Raw genomic sequence first — 19937 nt, 5'->3', positions numbered from 1 at the left:
CCCACCCCTTCCCATCCCGAACAGGACCGTGAAACGACTCCACGCCGATGATAGTGCGGATTGCCCGTGTGAAAGTAGGTAATCGTCAGGCTCCTCCCCAGTCAGAAACCCCACCCGCCGCGGTGGGGTTTTTGCGTTTACGCGGCCAAAATCAACAGCAACATGCTCGACCGAGCACGAACAACAAGCGTGGTCGGACGCCGTTGCCAGCCACTGCCAAAAGTAGCCTGTTGATCGACGCTTTTTTGCGCATACTGAAGTTGACCCAGAAAAACGGACATCTATCCTTTGGAGAAGGAGGTGCCGATTATCGGCAGTGGACTAAACCGCTCGCGCGGTAATGGGCTACGGCTTTGGGTAGTGGTAACGGAAGGGAAACCGACTCTGTTTTCATGTTGATCGGCGAGGCAATCCGCCTCGTCATTCAACGGGAGCAGAGCCATGAGTCAGACCCTCCAGCCTATCAGCCCGCGGCGCCAGCGCATGATCGACGACATGCGTATGCGTCAGCTTGCGCCGAAGACGCAGGCCAACTATCTGCGCATTGTGCGCGAGTTCACGCGGTTTCTCGGGCGCTCGCCTGATACCGCCACCGTCGAGGACCTGCGACGCTACCAGTTGCATCTGGTCGATCACGGCACCTCGCCCATTTCGCTCAACGCCGCTATCACCGGACTGAAGTTCTTCTTCGAGATCACGCTCCACCAGCCCGAGCTGATGGCGCGGATGCAGCCGGTGCGCGTGCCCCGCACGCTACCGGTCGTGCTCAGCCCGGACGAAGTGGCCCGGCTGATCGTTGCCACCGGCAATCTGAAGCACCAGACCGCGCTGTCGGTCGCCTACGGCGCCGGGCTGCGTGCCAGTGAAGTGGTCGCGTTGAAGGTCGGCGACGTCGACAGTCAGCGCATGACGTTGCGCATCGAGCAGGGCAAGGGTCGCAAGGATCGATACGCCATGCTCTCGCCGGTGCTACTTGAACGCCTGCGTGTCTGGTGGCGCGTTGCCCACGCGCAGGGCAGGATGCTGGAGGGCGGCTGGCTGTTTCCGGGCCTCGATCCCGTCGATCCGCTCAGCACGCGGCAGCTCAACCGTGCCATCCATGCCGCAGCCGAGGCGGCACAGATCGACAAGCGCGTCTCCATGCACACACTGCGCCACAGCTTTGCGACCCATCTGCTGGAGCAGAAGGTCGACATTCGTGTCATCCAGGTATTGCTGGGCCACAAGAAGCTGGAGACGACAGCGCTCTATGCCCAGGTCGCGACCGACCTGCTGCGCGAAGTGATCAGTCCGCTGGAGAAGTTGCACAACAACGGCTGAGACACGGCGCACTGCCATGCCCGAAGTCGCGGACGTCTTCCGCGCGCATGGACCCGCGTGGCGACAGAACGTACAGCTGAGCCTGGGACAGCTGAAGGTCATGTCGGCGATCGAACAGTGCCGCAGCGCGGCGCTGGGTGGACACGTGTTGCGCTGCTCTGGCTGCGAACAGATCGAGGTCGCCTACAACTCCTGCCGCAACCGCCATTGCCCAAAGTGCCAAGCGAGTGCTGCGCGACGATGGCTCGAGGCGCGCCAGGCCGATCTGCTGCCCCTGGAGTACTACCACGTGGTCTTCACATTGCCCGCCGCGATCAGCGCGATCGCCTGGTACAACAAGTCGGTCATCTACGGGCTGCTGTTCGATGTCGCTGCCGAAACCCTGCGTACGATCGCCGCCGATCCAAAGCATCTCGGCGCGCAGATTGGCGCGACACTGGTGCTGCATACGTGGGGTTCGGCGCTCACGCACCATCCTCACGTACACGGCATCGTTCCCGGCGGAGGCCTCTCGCCGGACGGTGAGCGGTGGGTCGCATGCCGGCCCGGTTTCTTCCTGCCGGTACGTGTGCTCTCGCGGCTCTTCCGGCGCCGCTTCCTGGAAGAGTTCACCCATGCATACCGCCGGGGCCAGTTGCATTTCTTCGGTGAAGACGTCGCGCTTGCGGATCCCGCTGTCTTCGCACAGTGGCTTGCGCCGCTTCGCGCATGCGAATGGGTGGTGTATGCGAAACGCCCGTTTGCGGGACCGGGGGCAGTGCTCGCCTATCTGTCGCGCTATACCCATCGCGTGGCCATTTCCAACCAGCGGCTGATCGCGCTCGATGAACGGGGCGTCACCTTCCGCTGGAAGGACTATCGCGCCAGCGGCCGCACACGCAACAAGACCATGACGCTCGACCCTCAGGAGTTCATGCGCCGCTTCCTGTTGCATGTGCTACCTGGTGGCTTCCACCGCATCCGCCACTATGGCCTGCTGGCCAATCCCGTGCGGCGGCAGAGTCTGGCAACGATACGCGCGCTGCTGCACGCTCCGGCAATCATTGACGCCAGCGATGACGGGTCGCCGCACACTACGGCACCGACCTTCGTGTGCCGGCACTGCGGCGCGCCGATGGTCATCATCGATATTCTGCTGCGCAGCCATCCGATTCGCGCACCGCCAACGTCCCGGGGTGATCCATGAAGACAGATAACCCGGGATGTCCAGACTGTCGGCTCTTCGTCAACGAGCGCCAACAGGAGACACTTGCGACGCCTGCCCCGGACAGACGGTGCCGCGGTCGCGGCACGGCTACACGCGCGGCGTACGGCAGCGTCGACAGCACGTCTGTACCGAACGTGAGGCGGATCGGCCTCAGCATCCTGTGGCCCAGTCGATGATGGAATCTGTTCAATCCCCATAGCCGCTCAAGCTCACGCCGCATCGGTCCACTCCGCGGTTTCCTCCCTCGAGGCTTGTCCAACGCCTGCCCGCATGCGTCGTCGTGCGCTCACGCGTCGGCACACAAGGGCAGGCGTCGAACAAGCCTTAACAGGAGTGTGAGTTCGCGATGCCGGAAGCTGTCGCCCGGCTGCTCGACGCCGCTACCGTCGGCAATCCGTCACATTGCCGACGTAGAATCCAGCCCGCCCCAAGGTCGGCATTGGCCAACTATGCAAAGTCGTTGATTATGGAAAGTAGCCGAGCCGATTGCCGACAAGGCCCGGCAAACAAGGGGCCGGCAGCAGGCGGTTCAGCTGGGAACTCGACATAATTTCAGCGTTGATCTGGAGTAACGGTTCCATTTCAGGGGACCGTTATGAAGCCAACGAGTTTGCACGAAGCCAGGGCCCGGTCTTGTAGACTGGCAGCCACAACACGGAGTAATCAACTCCGCATAGTCGGTTTGTTCTTGCGACAGAATTTCGAGCGGCGCGCAGTCGATCCGAGAAAGCTGCGCCCTGACGATATTCGTCGGTTCCTTTCGTCACAGTTAGGGGCCGGAGGCTCGGCCTCCTATGCTTCTCAACTGGCTTGTACCTTACGCAGTTATTTGCGTTACCGGGCGACGTGCGGTGACCAGGTCTGCAAGCTCAGCGCCGTCATACTGAATCCCGTCCATTGGAAGCTCGTATCGCTGCCACGCGCGCTCGCGCCAGAGGAAGTTGAGTACCTCCTGGGCGCGGTTGCAGGCGCTCGCCGCTGGCCGAAGCGTAGCTATGCGATTGTCCGTCTGGCGCTGGACATGGGGCTGCGTTCTGCCGAAATCGCGCAACTCATGATCAGCGACGTCGACTGGCGCGCAGGCACAGCGACGTTGAGGAGCACAAAGTCGCTGCGGCAGGACGTACTACGCTGCCGATGGAAACCGGGCAGGCACTCGCGGACTATCTGCAACATGAGCGTCCGATGAGCGGCCATCCGGCGATCTTCGTCCGGCAGGTGGCGGGGGTCGGATTCAACCGGTGGATGCAACACACTGAAGACTGCGCAAGCGGGAATTTCTCGATGAGATGCAACGCGTTGTGCCCTGGTTGAAGCTGATTGCGCTAATCGAGCCGCACTATCCCACGGGCAAAACCGGTCGGCCGCCATTCCCGATTGCAACGATGCTGCAGATTCATTTCATGCAACAATGGTTCGGTCTATCAGACCCTGCTATGGAAGAGGCACTCTATGACGTGCCGCTTTATCGAGAGTTCGCGGGTCTCGACGGCGGGATGGTTCGCTTGCCGGATGAAAGCACGATTCTCCGGTTCCGCCACCTGCTGGAAACGCACGGACTGGCGGCGCAAATGCTGGCGCTGGTCAATGAAATCCTGACGGAGAAAGGCCTGATGCTTAAGGCTGGGTCGGCAGTCGACGCCACCCTGATTGCCGCGCCCAGTTCGACAAAGAATGGCTTTGGCACGCGCGATCCGGAAATGCAATCCACGCAGAAAGGTGGCAACTGGTACTTCGGGATGAAAATGCATGTCGGCGTGGACGCCGACTCGGGCCTGGTCCATACGGTCATTGGAACGGCGGCCAATGTTCACGACATCACCGTAGCCCAGGCGTTGCTGCATGGTGAGGAAACGGACGTGTATGCGGACGCCGGTTATCAGGTATCGAAAAGCGTTGTGAGACTAACGCGGTTCGTTGGCATGTGGCGATGCGACCGGCAAAGCGCAGGAAACTGGATCTGAGCGACTCGTTGGACGCGATCTGTGATCAGATCGAGCGCCTGAAGGCGGGTATTCGGGCCAAGGTCGAACACCCGTTTCGCATCTTCAAGCGACAGTTCGGTTACATGAAGACCCGCTATCGTGGTTTGATGAAGAACACCGCCCAGATCACCACGCTGTTTGCTTTGGGCAATTTATGGATGGCGCGTAGAGCTTTGCGCAAAGCTTGAAACACCGGGCCGATGAAGATCACATGTCTGGTTGGAGCGCTCCGGCGCGCGGAAAAACCATGGCAATCAACTCGCCAACAAAGATCTGAAGGCCGAGGCTGCGCTTGATGTGAAAGGTAATGCTTCAAAAGCGGGTTGTGCAGACCTTCCTTAAGCGACATTCGCGCGCATCGGCGACGTCCCGTATGTGGCTCGAGGATACAAGTTGACTGATCGATCGCGGGCAGCAACTGCGCTGTCGCGCAGTGTTGATCCGGGAAGGATCAACAGCGAAACATGCCCGCGAAAACTAACAGGATGGATCGGTAAAGGCGAGCTCGACTAACGTTGCGAGCATCATGGCAGCCGCGTTTGCGGGAGGCGGCTCGACCTTTGCGGGGCGGTAGATTACATCGCCTGCGGCGATGCCTTGTCCGCTCAAAGCGCATATACCCGATCGATTCGCTGTAGCAAGGCGCCAAAGCTGTTCGCCGTACTTGCAACATCGAGGGTCGCTCCACGATACCGTGGCCGTTCGTGGACTGGGTCGATCGAGCAGCGCGATCGCAACGTCGCCATTCTTGACCGGCAGACGGCTCGATCCACCCGAATCAACTATATTCCTGACCCGAGCCGTCAATTGTTGCGCGCATCCCAAATCGAGTTGGCCGACTGTGCGCTGCCATGCAGTGTCGGCCGTCACGCATTGATCCATGGCAGTACTCCCGTCAAAAGCGAGGTGGCGCTCAGCTCAGCCGTATCTTCGGCTGCACGAAACCGTTAATCCGCTCGGCAGTCCACAGCATCATGGCCTTGCCGAAACCGTGCAAAGCCTGCTGATGTTGTCGATAGAGCATGGCGTGACTGAGCTGCGCGAATCGGCCCTTGATAAACCCGCCGCGGAAGAATCCGAACTGCCCGAGCGTCCCAAAAGCGTTGTAGTCGCTCAGCGACACGAGCGCGCCGAAGTCGTGAAATGCAAAGTCGGGCAATGATCCCCCGCCGAGCCAGTCCGGCAAGTGCTTCGCGAGGTGTTGTGCCTGTTGCGTGGCGACTTGCGCCGTGGGTGCGAGAGGGCGTTCATTGCCGGCGAGCGTCAACGTCGAGCAGTCGCCGAGGGCGAATAGTATGTCGTCGTCCTGTGCCTGCAGGGTTGGCCTGACGGCGATCTGATTGGAACGATTGCTCTCGATCCCATCCAGTTTGCTTAGAAAATCAGAGGCCTTGACGCCCGCCGCCCATACCATCAAATCCGCCGGTTGCTTACTGCCGTCGCCCAACCGGAGTCCATCGGGTTCGGCGGCGGTCACTCGCGTGCCCGTTCGTACCGAGAAGCCGATATGCCGTAACTGTGCCTCGCTGGACTCCGACACCGCCGGCGGAAATGCCGCCAGTACGCGCGGTGCGCTTTCATAAAGGGTGAGCTGCAGACGTGAGCGGATGCCGGGGTCGCCGTAACTCGACGCCACTTCGAGCAAGCGACTCAACTCCGCAGCCAGTTCGACGCCGGTCGCTCCGGCGCCGACGATAGACACGCGCAACGGGCTATTCGTCACAACGCTCCGGAATATACGGATTCGCAATGCTTCGTTGAAGACTTCAGCCTGTGCCTGGCTGTCAATGAAATGGCAATGATCAAGTACGCCTGGTGTGCCGAAGTCGTTGGCGCGACTCCCTAACGCAAGAATCAGTACATCGTATTCGACCGCGCGCGGCCCGATCACGACCTCCCCCGACGGCGAACGCAGCGCAGCCAGCTTCACGACGCGCGCATTGCGGTCCAGGCCTTCCATTTCGCCTGGCTGATAGTTGAAGCCGTGGTCGCGGGCGTGGGCGAGATAGATGACCTGCTGTTGCTGGACATCGCGAGTGCCTGCCGCGATGGTGTGCAGCATGGGCTTCCAGATATGCGTTGCACTTTTGTCGATTAACGTAACCTGACCGCGGCCGCTGCGGCCAAGCGTGTTGCCCAGCCTGGTCGCGAGCAGAAGTCCAGCGATGCCGCCGCCGACGATGACGATCCGGGTCATTTGGCGCATCGTCAAATGTCTCTCTTGCACGATCTCCTACTCCCGTCCGCGTTTTACAATACTGGACAGTATCGTTATCAAGGTCACCGCCCACGTCAACGAAAAGAAACTGTACGGTTTAGGTATGGCAAGATCGCAGCATTGAGAGTCGTAGGCCAGCGGCTTGGACGGGATGCTCATCGACATGGCTTGTTCGTGCGTGATCGTCATCGGGGCGAGTCTCCACCTCAGAAATTCAGCCCGATCGCGACCGCTTGTGTATCGATGAGAACGGGTGAATGAAGTGCGCGGTGAGTCTACGTCCAGTACTTGAAACTGGTCACGCTTCGCTCGTAGCCAGTCATGCTACGGCGCTCGCGTCGAATGCGCACGGGAGAGTTGTATTCTTCTAGCATTTGCGTGGCGGGGCGCGGCCTTGCGTCGGGACATGCGCCTTCCATTCGGAACGGTCGGCGACGGTAGCAACAGGCGAGGGCTCGGCGTTCTCTGGACTCTCTGCGGCCAGGCATTCGAGCGGCAATTGCGCATTCGCACCGACGACGAGAATGGCCTGCATCAGACCGGGCGTTCGAGACGCACACATTGCGGCAATTGCCACAATACACGCGGCAACGATATAGCCTGCCCGAATGCGAGGTAATCTGATCGTGTGCATCTTGCGTTCTCCATCACGCGCGAAAGAAAGTCACACAGCGCGTTTTTAATTGACCAACAACGATAAATGTCTGACGGTTCAGGTTGTATTGCGTGATCAGGTTCGCCATACGCGGCGGGAACTTGAGATGCACTGAAACGGCAGGAAAACACCTGCGATATTCGATGATCAAGTGCGTCAACTGTCCGAGACCGAGATCGGTTACGCAGTGAGCGCGGAGTCTTCCGCGCGCGCGGGTGTGGGCGTCGCGTGCTTCGGCTTCGGCATCGTCGAGGTCGGCCAGGATCCTCTTGCACTTCTGGTAGTAGCGCTCGCCGGGTTCCGTCAGCGATACCCGACGTGTCGTGCGTTGCAGGAGCCGCGTCTGCAGCTGGTCTTCGAGTGCCAAGACGGCACGCGATACGTTCCCCTTGCTGCAACTCATATGCTCCGCAACGACGCTGAAGCTTCCCGCCTCGACTGCTCCGGAGAAGATGCGCATGCTCATGAACTTGTCCATGGAACCGTTCACCTCGTGCTGTCTGATTCGGGTCGCTCTTCAGCGAAATGAGACTTTCCGACTTGGAAGAACGATAGACCGAGGCGAACGATTGAACCATCCCTACATTGGGATCGTCGCTTAATCCATGTGGTCAGGCCGGCGATACGTTGGTATAGGTGTCGATCTTGCTGCGCAGACTGTCGCCAGCCAGCGGCATTTTGCCGGCTCGGTAGCCTGTCGCGTCGAACAGGTCCAGTCATGGCAGAGAGAGGATATCAATGCCACCGCGCCATTCCGACCATTGAGTTCGCGATGCCGGAAGCTGTCGCCCGGCTGCTCGACGCCGCTACCGTCGGCAATCCATCACATTGCCGACGTAGAATCCAGCCCGCCCCAAGATCGGCATTGGCCGAGGAGTCCGCGTTGAGTATCCGGCGGGTCACGAAGTGGAGCAGTCGTTCGAATGAGCGCTCGAAAATGCGGTCGAGCGGCAGAAACTGAGCCGGCTTCTGCCACAGCGTGGTCTATGGTTAGCACAACCCCACATACAACGCCCGCGCAATAGGTAGCGCGGTGAAAAGCGGACGTGTACGTCGATCCCAACGCGGGTCTTTCAGTATTCGCAGACATTTCTTCGGTCGAGAATCTGCGAGCGCAAGGTGGGATCAGCAAGGTGCTGCGCGCCCGGCGAGTGATCTTCGCGTTGCGGTACATCCGCGATGTACCGCGGCACGGTCTGGGTGGCTCGCAAGGAAGAACCGACATCTTCGACGTCAGCTCGTCGCGCCGAAGTACACGGGTTGGCCGAAATGCTGATTGCGTGGCTCGTCGATTACCTGGCGGAACTGCCCGTAGCTGAGCGCCCGCTGGACGATCGACTGGATCTGGATCGCGTTGCCGTCAACCAGACGTTCGCCTTCGATGCGCCCGACCTGTATCTGCGCTTCGAGCGGATCAAGCACGGCATCGGCAGCCTGCCTGTCACTGTCGAAATGACGCTGGGCATACAGAGCGCGCTCGACGTTCTCGTGCCAGTCGCCGCCTCAATTCCGCCAAGCATGAAGCCACGAACTTCTACATTTGGGAATCAGAGGACGCAGCCAAGGCGTTCTTCACCGATGAGTTGCTCGACCGGGTCACCGGTCTCTACGGGGTACGCCCTGATGTCGAGTTCGTGCAGATTGCCACCTCGGTGGAAAACGTTCGAGCATGACGTCGTCTAGTGTCGTGGGTAGAGAAACGCGAGCTTGTCTACACCATGATGAATCCGTGCCGCATGCCGAGCATCACCGCTTCGGTGCGGTTGGTCGCACCGAGTTTGCCGAAGATCGACGAGAGGTGGAATTTCACCGTGTTGTCCGAGATGTCGAGGTGCCGCGCGATCTCCTTGTTGCCGAGTCCGTCGGCGAGCATCGCCAGCACTTCGATCTCTCGTAACGTCAAAGCTTCGAACGGTTCGCCGGATCCCTTCTGGCGCGACGGTCTTGTTTCGGCCAGCAGCCTTGCGAGGATGTCGGGCGTCAGCACGCAAAGGCCTGCGGCGACGGCTTCGATGGACACGACGATTTCAGCCGGCATCGCGTTGCGCGGCAGGATAGCCACCGCATCGGCGGGCAACGCATCGAAGATCCAGTCGCTGTCCGGGTCGTCGCTCAACAGGACGAGCGACGGCGACACGGGCGAGAGTTCGAGTAGCGTCTTGAGCGCATCGCTCGCCTCCGGCGCGATGTCGGTGACGACCACATCCGGCATCGATCCGGCGAGGCAATCGACGAGCTTTTCGGCGTCGGGCGCGCTACCCAGGAACTCAAGTGCCGGGTTCGCCTCGACAAGCGCTTGCAGGCTTGCGCGCTCTTGCCACGATGCCGCAATCACTACGACCCGTAAAGGCGCCCTCCGTATCGTCTGTCCATCCGACATTTGGTCGCTTCCCGGACGTCACCTGCACGAATTCCGTTGGGGCCGTTCGTCCACCGTTACCGAACACGCGTGGCGTTCGCCGCCTCGGATCAAGGCGATGTGCAACTGCTGCCCGATGCTTGCGGAGCCCAGCGCCGCACTCACGTCACCCATGTCGCGGCAAGGCTTGCCGTCCAGTTCGATCAGTACATCGCCTATCAGCACGCCCGCCTGCTCCGCAGGGCCGCCCGGTGCAAGCGAATTGATCAGCAATCCACTGCTGAACGACAGGTTCATTTTATTGACCCAGGCGTCCAGCAGGCCGACCCGCTGCGTGCCGACACCAAGGTAGCCCCGCGAGACGCGCCCTTTAGCCAACAGTTCATCGGTGACGCGCTCCACGGTCATCCCCGGAATCACGATGCCGGCGCCGCGCATCAGTGCCGAGGTGCAGATGCCGATGACCTGCCCGCGCATGTCCGCGAGGGCCGCCCCGGAGAAACCCGGGCGCAGACCGCCGTCCAGTCGCACGAACGCATCGAGTTGTCCGCCTTTCCACGTGCGCCAAGGACCACCTATGCTGCCGATCACGCCAAAATCGGCGCTGACGCCGGAATCGTCCGCACGTGCGACGGCGAGCGCAAGATGACCCGGCTTCAGTGAGTGGGCGTCGCCGGAACCGATCGGGTCGAGGTCCACGCCGTCCAGTTTCAGCACGCCGACGTCGGACCCCAGATCCAGGCCCGCGAGGACTGCGGCGACCGTACGGCCGTCGGTCAATGTGACTTCGATGCCGTCCTCGCGCCTGAGCGTGTGTGCAGCCGTCACGACGACGCCACGTCGCCAGATTACGCCACTCGACGGCATGCGATGTCGGCCGTGTACTGCGACGACACTCCGCCCGACTCGCGCGACGATGTCTGCCAGATTGTCCGAGAGATCCATCAAAGGATTTCCGCTCGAGGATGTGGTTTCCATTTCAAGCCCCCTGTCAATTGCGTGCGACCTGCCAGTGCTTCGCGTCGACGTTTGCTCGCCTGTCCAGCTAGCGTTATGACGACGGGTTCACAATGACAGAACGACGGGGGGCGCACACCACCCAAATGGGTAGCCGGATGGATGCAGCGCGGACGTCACGATGCAACGAGTCTGGTCTGCGACCAGCACGTCCCTCATCAAACTGCGGTTAGCGCCGCCCGCTACGGCCCCATACGTAGCGAACCCACCGCTGCCAGCGGCTTTGCGGTGGAGCGAGCGCGTGGCGCGCAGTCTGCGCTTCGCAGTCGCGCTGGACGGACTTCTGAACCTGTTCGTGGATCTGCCTCAAACTCATGCCGCCTGGGCCTTTCAGTTTGTCGGGATCGGTAGCAGGATCGCCATCGGGATCGTCTGTCATGAGAGTCGCCTGTTTGTGATGAGGCGACTTGATCTTGATACAGATGCTCAGTAGCAGCAAGTTGGACGCGGCTCGCCGAGCGGCGCGTAGTCCGACAGTCCTTGCCCGCGTGCCGTTCGTGAAGTAGATTTTTCTAATGAGGTTCGAACTGGGAGGGACGGCCATGGAACTGAGCGTGGAACGGGTCGAGGTTTGGGCAGCTACCATCGACGATAAACCGGGAGGCCTTGCGAAGGTCTTAAGCGTCTTGCGGGATGCTGGTGTCGACTTGCAGTTCGTCGTGGCACGTCGAACGCCAGAGGCAGCGGGTAAGGGAGTCGTGTTTGTCGCTCCGCTACAGGGAGAAAGTGCGATCCGTGCCGCCACACAGGCGGGGTTCAGCGTCACCCCGAGCCTTCACTCCGTCCGTGTAATGGGTCTGGACCAGTTGGGCATCATCGCGCAATTGACCCAGATGTTGGCGGAGGGGGGGATCAACCTTCGCGGCGTCTCGGCCGCTGTACTTGGCACGCAGTTCATTGCGTATCTCGCGGTCGACTCGTTGGACGATGCCGAAAAGGCGATTGACCTTCTACAAAGGGCCTGAAGTACCCGTACCGGACTGCAAACCGGCTTGGCTCTTGCTGACGAGGCAAGCGGGCCACTCTGTCTGACACGACTGCCGTCGACCATCTCAAATCCGTTGCGACAAAGCCGAGCGGCCATTTGAATGGCGAACGAAGCGCCGGGCATGGCGGCGAATCCCGATGCCGGTAGGAGGTCGACAGTGATGAAGACACCGACGACCCGAAGGCGGGTGCTTTGGGCGCTCTCGCTTTGCATTGTCGCGACTTGCATGGCAGTTGGCGGGGCATTGCTGTTCGAGCTGTTGGTGGTCGGCCGTGCCGTGAGCGATTTCCGCCGGGAAGCGGCCCTGGCGCAAGCGCGCATCGCACGTGGCGAGCCGGCTACGCCCGAGGAGCGCATCAACCCGCCCTATCTGAAGCGATACGGGTTGGACCGTAACCTGTACAAGGACATTCACGGAAACTTTTCGCCAACGGGTGCTGACTGGCGCCAATGGGGGCTGCGAACCAAGGTCGCAGCCACTGTGTTGTGGCTGGGTCACGATCCACCGGGAACGTGGTGGACCTACGTTCAGATCAAGTGCGTTGACCGGTTTCCTCAAGCTCACGCCGACAGCGAGCCGATCGTCGATGTTGCCGACGCTTGCCTCGGCGAGCCGCATTGATCGTCCCGTTGGTCACTTCCGGTCATCGGAACGGCCAGCGCCGAGTGCCTCGAGCAACGGCCGGAGGGCATCCAGTTCCGCGCCGAAGCCGCTCCAGTCTCCCGCCTTCAGTCGCTCGATGGCGCGGTCATAGTGGACAAGTGCCTCTCTCGCGCGAGCGTCCACGGTGCCTCGGGCTGGCGATGCCGCTTGCGCGGTCTCACTGAAAAGCGCCGCCAGCGCCTCATCCAGAGTGTTCTCCATCACCACACGGTCCCCATATGCGGCAATCACCCGCTTCAACTCCGGCAACTGACCGGACGCCGCGCGCAAATAGAGCGGCGAAACGTAGAGGATCGAGTTCTCGATCGGCACGACCACGAGATGACCGCGAATGACGCGTGAGCCCATCTGGTTCCACAACGAGATCTGCTGCGAGATCTCGGTATTCTGCTGAATCCGCGCTTCGATCTGAAACGGCCCATAGATCAGCTTGTCCTTGGGAAAGGTGTACACGACGAGCTTGCCGTACCCGGGCGCATCGCATCGCGCCGCCAGCCAGGCAATCATGTTCTCGCGCTTGCTCGGCACCATCGGCAGCATGAGGATGAACTCGGCGCGTGCGTCGCCGGGGAGTCGCATGATCGTGTAATACGGCGGCATCGTGCTGGCGGTGCTTCCGCCATCCATTCCGACCAGCTCCTGGGGAAACTGCCACAGATCCTCGCGGTTGTAGAAGATCTCCGGCGCATCCATATGATAGGCGCGGTAGAGCTGCGCCTGGATCAGGAACAGATCTTCGGGATAGCGGATATGCTTTCGCAGCTCCGGTGGCATCACGTCCAAAGGCTTGAACAAACCCGGGAAGATGCGCTCGTATGTGCGCAGGAGCGGATCGGCGGGATCGCTGACGTAGAAATCGACCGTGCCGTTATATGCATCGACCACGACCTTGACGGCGTTTCGGATGTAATTGGCGCCGTCGCCGAAACCCGGCCGGGAGTAAGGAAACCACCGGCTGACGGTGTAGGCGTCCTGGATCCAGAACAGGCGCCCATTGCTTGCGACGACATAGGGGTCATGATCGAGAGTCAGGAATGGCGCGATCGTACGCACGCGGTCCTGAATGTTGCGATGAAGCAGGATCCGGCTCTTGTCTGTGATATAGCCGCTCAGCAGGATGTTCGGATCGTCGAGCTGCCAGGCGAACAAACTGCGGCGTGCCACACTGCCGATGCTGACGCCATCGCGCCCGCTATACGTCGTGTAGGCATTAGTCGGCCGTTGGGGAAAGTCGAACTCCGCTACGTTGCCGTCCACGATGACGTAGTCCTGGCGGCCTTCGCCGAAATAAAGACGTGGTTCGCGAATGGCCGGGCCGCCGCTGGAGACTGGCGGAATATCGTGCAGATAGAAAAACGGTAAGCCTTCGGTGGATTTCTCGGTGACTGGCGACATCACGACGCCGATGCCGTGAGTAAAGATAAGGTGCAGGTTCACCCAGGTTTGGGCGTTGGTCGGAAGCATCGCCGGTTCCAGTTCACGCGCCGACAGCATTACCTGTCTGTATCCGGCGTCAAGCTGATAGCGGTCGATGTCCACTGAAATAAATTTGTAGTAAGTCCTGATCTCCTGCAACTGTGCATAGGTATCCATCAGCGGTTGCACATCCCATAGCCGGATGTTGTCGATGGTCGCCCGATTGGCCTGCAGCGAATCGAGAGTCAGTCCCCGCTCGGCCTCAAACGGTTTAACTTCGATCTTTGCCAGGCCGTAAGCCTGTCGCGTTAGCGCGATAGCGTGCTCGATATAGGGTGTTTCCAGTTTCAGCTCGCTCGGTTTGACATAGAAGCGCTGAAACAGCGATGGATAGATCACAGCGAATACAAACGAACTGCCGAATACGAGCAGCGCGAGAACGACGGGTTGCAGATGGCTCCGCCGGCGCATGTTGATCCAAAGGGCAACGGATGACGCCGCGGCAAGGCCGACAAGCATCCACAGGACCGGCAACTCGACGTGGACATCGGTATAGCTGGCGCCGACCACGACGCCGTTGTCGCCATAGAGCAGCAGAAAGCGGTCGAGCCACCACGACCAGGCCTTCACCGCAAAGAACAAACCGAGCAGTGCCGAACCATGAGTGAGGGGGGCGGCCGAAAGCGTGCGTGGTGGCCGCTCCAGCGCGATGTCACCGCGCACCCCGTAGACAGCACCTGCCACGATCGCGCTCCAGAAGATTAGCTGCAGCAGCCAGTTCTTGAGCGCGACATACGCGGGGAGCGAGAACAGATAAAAGCCGATATCCCTGTCAAAGATCGGATCGCGTTCGCCAACAGGGACCTGATAAATGAAGCGAAGCGCGAGGTCCCAGCTCGAGACTTCGCTAGCGGCAATAACCAACCCCAGGACGACCGCGGCGCAGGCAATACTGGAGCGCCAGGGAACGTGCGGCGCGATCAGTTCAGACAATTCAACGGCAACTTCCGTCGGACCCGATCGATCAACAGATTGCGCTCGCAAGACATCGACGCGCCTCGCGTAACGATGCGCCAAAATCCCAGACAGCCATATCGCGCAAGCCGAGACTGCGAACACCGCGGCAAACAGCAGCGCTCTCGCGCAGAGGATGGTCCAGAAAACGCCACCATAGCCGATCGAAGAGAACCAGAGCCAGTTGACCAGGATGCCCGTGATGCGTCCGACGACAAGCAGGCCAACGATGACGGCCGTCACCGTGATTGCATAACGTCTCAGGCGCACGCCGGACTTCACTTCCGACCGCATGGTCTCTCCTGTGCTGGCCGTCGCCCTGCCCTGCTGCGATTGCGATCCGGGTTCGGATGGCTACATTAATTCAAGCTATCTGAAGCCGCTCCGCGAACCATGACGAAAGACCCTTGTGGACGTGGCGCGAGTCAAAACGGACAGTGCCCGGCGCAGCGATGCGGCAATTATGCCAAAGTTCATCCATCGCAATCGACGCTCGACGTCGAACTCTCGTTGCAGGTGTCGACGGCGGCGGCACGCGCTTTGCTGCGTTGAAACGGTTCAGTTCATCTCACGAAAATGGACCCCTATCATGAAGCTCTACTATTCGCCTGGTGCCTGCAGCCTCGCCGACCATATCGCAATGCATGAGGCCGATCTCACTTTCGAAAGGATTCGCGTCGACTTGAAGTCCAAGGAGACCGAGACTGGGGAGCAGTTCAATCGGATCAATCCAAAGAGTTACGTCCCAACCCTCGAAATGGATGATGGTCAACGGCTTACCGAGAATATCGCGATTCTTTCGTGGGTCGCACAGCGCAAGCCTGCCCTTGCGCCGAATAGCGAACCCGGCAGCCTGCGCCTGCTCGAGATGCTCGCGTTCATTTCGACGGAAATCCACAAGCAGTTCAGCCGTGTTTTCAAGCCCACTTCGGATGCTGAAGCAACGGCAGCGCGCGAGAAGCTCGGTCAACGCTTCCAGTTGATCGCCACCATGTTCAAGGGCGAATACCTGTTCGGCAGCGAAGCGAGTGTGGCGGACGCCTATTTGTTCACGATGCTGCTCTGGGCCAAAAAGGTAGGCATCGAAGTGCCGGAGAAATTGCGAAACTTTGCCGAACTGATGCGCGCGCGTCCGGCCGTCCAGCTTGCCATGAAGCACGAGGGACTCGACTGATGAAACGCAGATCCTCGCCGCGCGCACCTTTAGCTGGATGATTCGTGTGCGTTCGGGCTCGCTCAATGCAGTGTGGCGAGTGCGGCCCGGATACGCATCCCCTGCTCTTCGGAGACGAGCCGATCGAGCACTTCCGCGAAATGGGGGTGATGCATACCGGAATGGAGGTACTGCCACCGGTAGGCATGATGGAAATTCGCTTCGATCGACATGGCTTCTGCCTCGACGACGGCACGCCCGCAGTTCGCGATGAAATACCGCGAGTCCGCTGTCGCCTGCCCGCCCAAAATGCCGTCGATCGCAATCATCAGGTCGATGAACTCGTTGACCGCGTTGTCGCGCGCCGCATCTGTCAGCGTGGCGTCGTGCCGCTTCCATTCCAGCTCATCGAGAATGGCGTGCTGACTTTCTTCCTTCCAGTGGTACAGAAATACATCCTTGAACAGCTCGGATAACTGATCGTCAGGATGAATGCTCTGGCGGTAGTGAATTTGCGAGAACAGTTCAATATGCAGCGTCATGGCCAGCACCGCCCAGGTGCTCTTGCCGAGGACCACGGCGGCAAGCGCATCGGGATCGACGTCGAAGCGGTAACCCGCGGGCAGCGTTTCGCCGATCATTTTTTCGATGCGGCGAAACAGCGCCTGGTGTTTAAGCTCTTCGTCGCTGAAACGCACGAGCGCTTCGAGTGCCACCTGATCGCCTAGCCAGTAGTCTCGGCTCACTTCCAGCACCTTGGCGTTAATGAAGCGCTCGACGAGCCCGAACACGTTCGCGTATGTGCGCCCCTGAATCTGGCTGACGAACCGCTTCTCAGCCTCCGAGAGCATGATGAAATCCGGCACCAGCGACAGCCCGTCCGGCAAATACTTCTGGGACATGTCGAAGGTACGGCCTCCAATCACGTCACGGTCGATGTCCCAACTGACCATCTTCGAAGCGCGAATGCATCGGGCGTAGCGATCGCGATCGGACAGCCGCAATATTGCGTTCATTGAAGTTCTCCCAATATGGACCGCGATGCGGTCTGGCGTTGAGTGTCGATTCACCGGGCAGAGCCAGTCGGATGATCTGGCTTTCCGGCACGCTCAATTTACGATTGGGAGTCTTGAAGTTCTATGATCGAGTCGCCGGACGATATGACTGAAACGCCGTTTCGTCACGTTGGTCGCACAGCTCGACAATTGAGTGGATAGAGACAGCGCGGCGCGTTACGGCAGGCATCACTGATCCCGCAGTGCGGCAACGCCACGCGTAGCTTGCGCGTGCTGCGCTGATGTGGCCACGCCGTTCGTGTTTCCTTTGCTCTTGCGCCAGCCGGCCGGCGGCATGCCGAATTCGCGTCTGAACGCGCGACTGAATGCGGCTTCCGACTCATAGCCAATCTGTTCCGCAACGGCGTTGAGCGGCTTGCTACCGATCAGAAGTTCGTGCGCTGCAATCTGCATGCGCCATCTCGCGAGGTATTGCATGGGCGGCTGCCCCAGAAGATCGGTAAAGCGTTGCGCCAACGCGGAACGCGACAGGCCCACTTTGCGCGCAAGTTCCTCGACGGTCCACGCATGCGCCGCCTGCGCATGAAGCAGCGAGAGCGCGCGTCCAACGTAGCGGTCACGCACGCCGGCGAGCCACCCGGTCTGGTTATCAGGTAGCGCTTCAATACAGCTACGGATTGCTTCGACAAACAGCAGTTCCGATAGCCTGGCAAGCACGATCGTGCCGCCCGCGCGCGAGTCGGCCGCTTCCGCGGCAGCAAGTTTGAGAGACGACTCGAGCCATGCCGCACGCGGATCCTGGCGCATGTCGATCTTGAACAGTCGCGGCAGCGATGAGAGCAGCGGATTGCTCAAAGTATCGTCGCAGGCCAGAAAGCCGCACACGATGCGCGTCACAGCGCCCCCGCCGCCATAGGACAGCGTCATCACTTCACCGGGTGCTGTCGCCATCTGCCCGGCCAGTAGCGAGTCCGACGGCACAGGGGAGATATCGATCGCGCTGCCGATGATGTGCGTTTCACCCTGAGGCACCACGATCAGTTCGCCGGCATGGACGTGAATCGCCGAACCGGGATCGTCGGCCAGCGTCGCCCAGCAACTCCCCTCTATGATCAGATGATAAGAAACGACGCGCTCCGAAGGCGGCAAGTAAGCGCCGCAGAGCGATGCATCGGTGCGACCGATCAGACACCACGGCGCGGTGAGTGTCCCGTTCAGAAACACGGCGCCGCTCAGACGAACAGCGCGCAGAACCTCAGAGACTGCATCCATGGATAGCTCGCGTGAAATGCGATTTCCCGGGCGAGAAACCTTGCCGCCGTTCATTCTTCAGGATGGCCAAGGGCTCCATGTTATACCCGCAACCTCACTTGATGACAATTCCCTTACTGACGTTTTTCGCGAGACTTATGAAGCGCTTTGCGGGTCCGTTGAAGACTCGTGCCTGGCAAAAAGCGCACCACGGAACGTGCGCTTCGCCAGGATGACAGGACGAACTTTGTGGACGCCCGCACTGCGCACGCGATGCATCGGCAAGAAGTGGACGATCGGACAAGAAAGATCGACGCACGGGCAGGACGGCAATGGCTTGCCGCGGGCAGAGTTCATGACAGGAAGGAACATCACGGATCGGCGTCATCCGTACTTCGCCAACAAGCCTTCCTCGGACTCTGGAAACCTGGCGCGTCACCCAACTTGCACGAATCGGTTCAAGCACAGCAACTGACCGCTTCGCGCAAACACAGTAGCGTGAGATACCGATGAAACGCCTGATAAGCCGTGCGATGTACCACCCGATCATTGCGCTATCCGTTTTCTATCTGGCCGACGTTATGCATCACGTCGATTACAGCATCGCTGGTGCATTGCTGGTTCTGACCGCGAAAACGATCTCGCGGGTTTCAAGTCTGTTCGACAAGGGATAGAGCTGCGATGCGAAGCGTTCGTCGATCAACGTCCGAGCGCGGCGCTGCAATTTAGCATTGGCATAAGAGACACTGGGTGCGATCGGCAAATCAACGAACAGAGGCCATAAAAAAGGCCTGTTCGTGATGCAGATGCACGAACATGATCGATAGAATTTCCTCTAGCACGTTACACACGGTCCCGCGTCCGATATCTGTCGGACCGCTTTCTCACATCGGATCTCCGGTTAATTCAGCATGGCACGGCTTGCACGGCACTACGTCCCCGATCAACCGCAGCACGTTATCTTGCAGGGACTCGCGGGGCCCGCTTTCATGGACGAAGGAGACTACCTGTACTTCCTCGCCTGCGTAGCAGACGCAGCGCGCGTCGCCGATCTGGCGGTCCATGCGTGGGTGCTCATGCCTCATTCGGTACAGTTCCTCGTCACGCCTTCGTACGAGTCGAGCGTCGCCATTGCAATGCAGGCGGTTGGCCGTCGCTATGCCGAGACCTTCAACCGCCGCCATGGACGCCGCGGTGCGGTATGGCGTGGCGAGTACCGGGCGACAGTGATTGAGCCCGACCGGTATTTCCTGCTCGCGAGCCAGGTCATCGATCAGGCGCCGGTGCGCAATGGCCTGGCGGCCGAGCCGGGAAACTACCCGTGGTCGAGCTGCGCACACCACATCGGGCTGCGTGTCGATAGGTTCATCAAGGACCATCCACTGTACCGGGCGCTCGGCAATACGCCGTTCGAGCGCCACCAGGCTTATCGCGATCTGGGCGCACAGCCCGTTGACGAACGCGAGATCAATAACCTGATGCAGTCGACGCTCAACGGCTGGGTGCTCGGCAGCCCCGCGTATTGCGAATGGGCGGCGCAGACAGCCAATCGGCGCTTGATGCCACTGCTGCTGCGCGACCGGCCGTCCACGGTTCGCACCACACGCTCGCTCGTACACGTGGGCTGAGCAAAGAACGATCGAGCTTCGCGAGATTACACGACCGCGCCGACAC

20 protein-coding genes and 1 rRNA gene are annotated in these 19937 nt (G+C 60.3%); 10 read left to right on the top strand and 11 right to left on the bottom strand.

The annotated features are described in order from the left end of the window. The 5 genes from rrf to HWY30_RS01625 all read left to right on the top strand — a co-directional run. Positions 1–91: ribosomal RNA gene (rrf, locus tag HWY30_RS42855) — 5S ribosomal RNA — on the top strand; the annotation flags it as partial. A gap of 350 nt (positions 92–441) precedes the next feature. Next, positions 442–1320: a tyrosine-type recombinase/integrase gene (locus HWY30_RS01640; RefSeq protein ID WP_090806204.1), complete on the top strand. Its 879-nt coding sequence runs from the start codon at positions 442–444 to the stop codon at positions 1318–1320. 16 nt (positions 1321–1336) lie between these two features. Next, the gene (locus HWY30_RS01635; RefSeq protein WP_090806725.1) at positions 1337–2506 is read left to right on the top strand and encodes an IS91 family transposase; all 1170 of its coding nucleotides are present in this window, start codon (positions 1337–1339) and stop codon (positions 2504–2506) included. A gap of 616 nt (positions 2507–3122) precedes the next feature. Further along, the gene (locus HWY30_RS42850) at positions 3123–3716 is read left to right on the top strand and encodes a tyrosine-type recombinase/integrase (protein ID WP_425199349.1); all 594 of its coding nucleotides are present in this window, start codon (positions 3123–3125) and stop codon (positions 3714–3716) included. A 73-nt stretch (positions 3717–3789) separates the two neighbouring features. Next, a protein-coding gene (locus HWY30_RS01625; RefSeq protein WP_090811041.1) for an IS5 family transposase occupies positions 3790–4700 on the top strand; the annotation gives its coding sequence in 2 pieces (ribosomal slippage) (positions 3790–4408 and positions 4408–4700; 912 coding nt in all). Positions 4701–4989: 289 nt separating this feature from the next. Here the strand turns inward: HWY30_RS01625 and HWY30_RS01620 are convergent. From HWY30_RS01620 to HWY30_RS01585, 8 genes are all read right to left on the bottom strand, one after another. Continuing rightward, positions 4990–5394: a DUF3331 domain-containing protein gene (locus HWY30_RS01620; protein WP_244144742.1), complete on the bottom strand. Its 405-nt coding sequence runs from the start codon at positions 5392–5394 to the stop codon at positions 4990–4992. A 31-nt stretch (positions 5395–5425) separates the two neighbouring features. After that, positions 5426–6718, bottom strand: a complete 1293-nt coding sequence (locus tag HWY30_RS01615) for an NAD(P)/FAD-dependent oxidoreductase (RefSeq protein WP_090811039.1) — start codon at positions 6716–6718, stop codon at positions 5426–5428. A 379-nt stretch (positions 6719–7097) separates the two neighbouring features. Then, entirely contained in the window at positions 7098–7364 is a 267-nt protein-coding gene (locus tag HWY30_RS01610; RefSeq protein WP_244144741.1) for a hypothetical protein, read from the bottom strand. Positions 7365–7377: 13 nt separating this feature from the next. Next, the gene (locus HWY30_RS01605) at positions 7378–7863 is read right to left on the bottom strand and encodes a LysR family transcriptional regulator (RefSeq protein ID WP_090811037.1); all 486 of its coding nucleotides are present in this window, start codon (positions 7861–7863) and stop codon (positions 7378–7380) included. Positions 7864–8618: 755 nt separating this feature from the next. Next, a complete protein-coding gene (locus HWY30_RS01600) occupies positions 8619–8807 on the bottom strand; it encodes a hypothetical protein (RefSeq protein WP_090811035.1) in 189 nt (62 codons plus the stop codon). 289 nt (positions 8808–9096) lie between these two features. Next, a complete protein-coding gene (locus tag HWY30_RS01595; RefSeq protein WP_090811033.1) occupies positions 9097–9765 on the bottom strand; it encodes a response regulator transcription factor in 669 nt (222 codons plus the stop codon). An 18-nt stretch (positions 9766–9783) separates the two neighbouring features. Continuing rightward, positions 9784–10689: a S1C family serine protease gene (locus tag HWY30_RS01590; RefSeq protein ID WP_090811031.1), complete on the bottom strand. Its 906-nt coding sequence runs from the start codon at positions 10687–10689 to the stop codon at positions 9784–9786. Between the two features lie 241 nt (positions 10690–10930). Further along, the gene (locus tag HWY30_RS01585) at positions 10931–11140 is read right to left on the bottom strand and encodes a hypothetical protein (protein ID WP_090811029.1); all 210 of its coding nucleotides are present in this window, start codon (positions 11138–11140) and stop codon (positions 10931–10933) included. 163 nt (positions 11141–11303) lie between these two features. On the opposite strand from HWY30_RS01585, the gene HWY30_RS01580 reads away from it, so the two are divergent. Beyond that, entirely contained in the window at positions 11304–11726 is a 423-nt protein-coding gene (locus HWY30_RS01580; protein ID WP_090811870.1) for an ACT domain-containing protein, read from the top strand. A gap of 123 nt (positions 11727–11849) precedes the next feature. Beyond that, positions 11850–12371 carry a hypothetical protein gene (locus HWY30_RS01575; protein WP_244144738.1) on the top strand — a complete coding sequence of 174 codons (522 nt, stop codon included), beginning with the start codon at positions 11850–11852 and terminating at the stop codon, positions 12369–12371. Between the two features lie 12 nt (positions 12372–12383). On the opposite strand, the gene HWY30_RS01570 is transcribed toward HWY30_RS01575, so the two are convergent. Further along, positions 12384–15137 (bottom strand): UPF0182 family membrane protein, encoded by a 2754-nt coding sequence (locus HWY30_RS01570; RefSeq protein WP_090811027.1) that lies wholly within the window; start codon positions 15135–15137, stop codon positions 12384–12386. A gap of 295 nt (positions 15138–15432) precedes the next feature. On the opposite strand from HWY30_RS01570, the gene HWY30_RS01565 reads away from it, so the two are divergent. Then, complete coding sequence (locus HWY30_RS01565; RefSeq protein ID WP_090811025.1) at positions 15433–16017, top strand: glutathione binding-like protein; 585 nt, start codon at positions 15433–15435, stop codon at positions 16015–16017. Positions 16018–16079: 62 nt separating this feature from the next. On the opposite strand, the gene HWY30_RS01560 is transcribed toward HWY30_RS01565, so the two are convergent. Further along, the gene (locus HWY30_RS01560; protein WP_090811023.1) at positions 16080–17012 is read right to left on the bottom strand and encodes a hypothetical protein; all 933 of its coding nucleotides are present in this window, start codon (positions 17010–17012) and stop codon (positions 16080–16082) included. Between the two features lie 228 nt (positions 17013–17240). Further along, complete coding sequence (locus HWY30_RS01555) at positions 17241–18284, bottom strand: AraC family transcriptional regulator (RefSeq protein ID WP_090811021.1); 1044 nt, start codon at positions 18282–18284, stop codon at positions 17241–17243. Between the two features lie 488 nt (positions 18285–18772). Between HWY30_RS01555 and HWY30_RS01550 the strand changes: the two genes are divergently transcribed. Both HWY30_RS01550 and HWY30_RS01545 read left to right on the top strand, forming a co-directional pair. Then, positions 18773–18937 (top strand): hypothetical protein, encoded by a 165-nt coding sequence (locus HWY30_RS01550; RefSeq protein ID WP_167368794.1) that lies wholly within the window; start codon positions 18773–18775, stop codon positions 18935–18937. Positions 18938–19174: 237 nt separating this feature from the next. Beyond that, entirely contained in the window at positions 19175–19891 is a 717-nt protein-coding gene (locus tag HWY30_RS01545; protein ID WP_090811019.1) for a transposase, read from the top strand. Positions 19892–19937: the final 46 nt, after the last annotated feature.

Origin of the sequence: Paraburkholderia tuberum STM678 (assembly GCF_902833905.1) — a bacterium.
Taxonomy (GTDB): Bacteria; Pseudomonadota; Gammaproteobacteria; order Burkholderiales; family Burkholderiaceae; genus Paraburkholderia; species Paraburkholderia tuberum.
Note: the sequence above shows the minus strand (reverse complement) of the source record. Positions and strands in the feature narration are given on the sequence as shown.